This is a genomic window from Treponema sp. R8-4-B8, assembly GCF_054786175.1.
In genome coordinates, this window is sequence record NZ_BDHE01000307.1 from 1 (window position 1) to 501 (window position 501).

Annotated in this window: 1 protein-coding gene; it reads left to right on the plus strand. The window is 36.9% G+C overall.

Going from position 1 to position 501, the window contains the following annotated elements; all coding sequences use genetic code 11:
* On the plus strand, positions 1-501 hold a 501-nt coding region (locus tag ACYVRA_RS08530; RefSeq protein ID WP_461252294.1), incomplete at both ends, for an FtsW/RodA/SpoVE family cell cycle protein.

The window sequence follows — 501 nt, forward strand, 5'->3', positions numbered from 1 at the left end:
AATAAAGAGTCGTTTTCCCGTTTTATTGTTTGCTGCATAATAACTTTTATTCCAATGGGCATAGTCCTGCTTCAGCCTGATCTTGGAACTGCGTTGGTGTACATAATGATTCTTATAACGATGATATTCATGGCGGGAGTTCCAATGCGTTATGTGTCATTTATGATTTCATGTATCGCTTTAACGGGCGTCTTGATGGTTCTGCCTTTTTGGCAGACTTATATATTGCGTAAGACGCTCGCGTTTCTTACCGCGCTGACAAACTTAAAAATAATTATTATGACAATTACATTTTTTGTTTTAATCGCTTCCATCGCTCTTTTTGGATATTTAAAATTCAAAAAAAGATATTTTTTCTGGCTTGTTTACATATCAGCAATTATTATTTTCTCTCTTGCCGCCTCATACGGCGCGCGAAAAGTATTAAAAAATTATCAAATAATGCGCCTTATTGTTTTTCTTGACCCGAATGTCGATCCTCGCGGCGCGGGATGGAATATA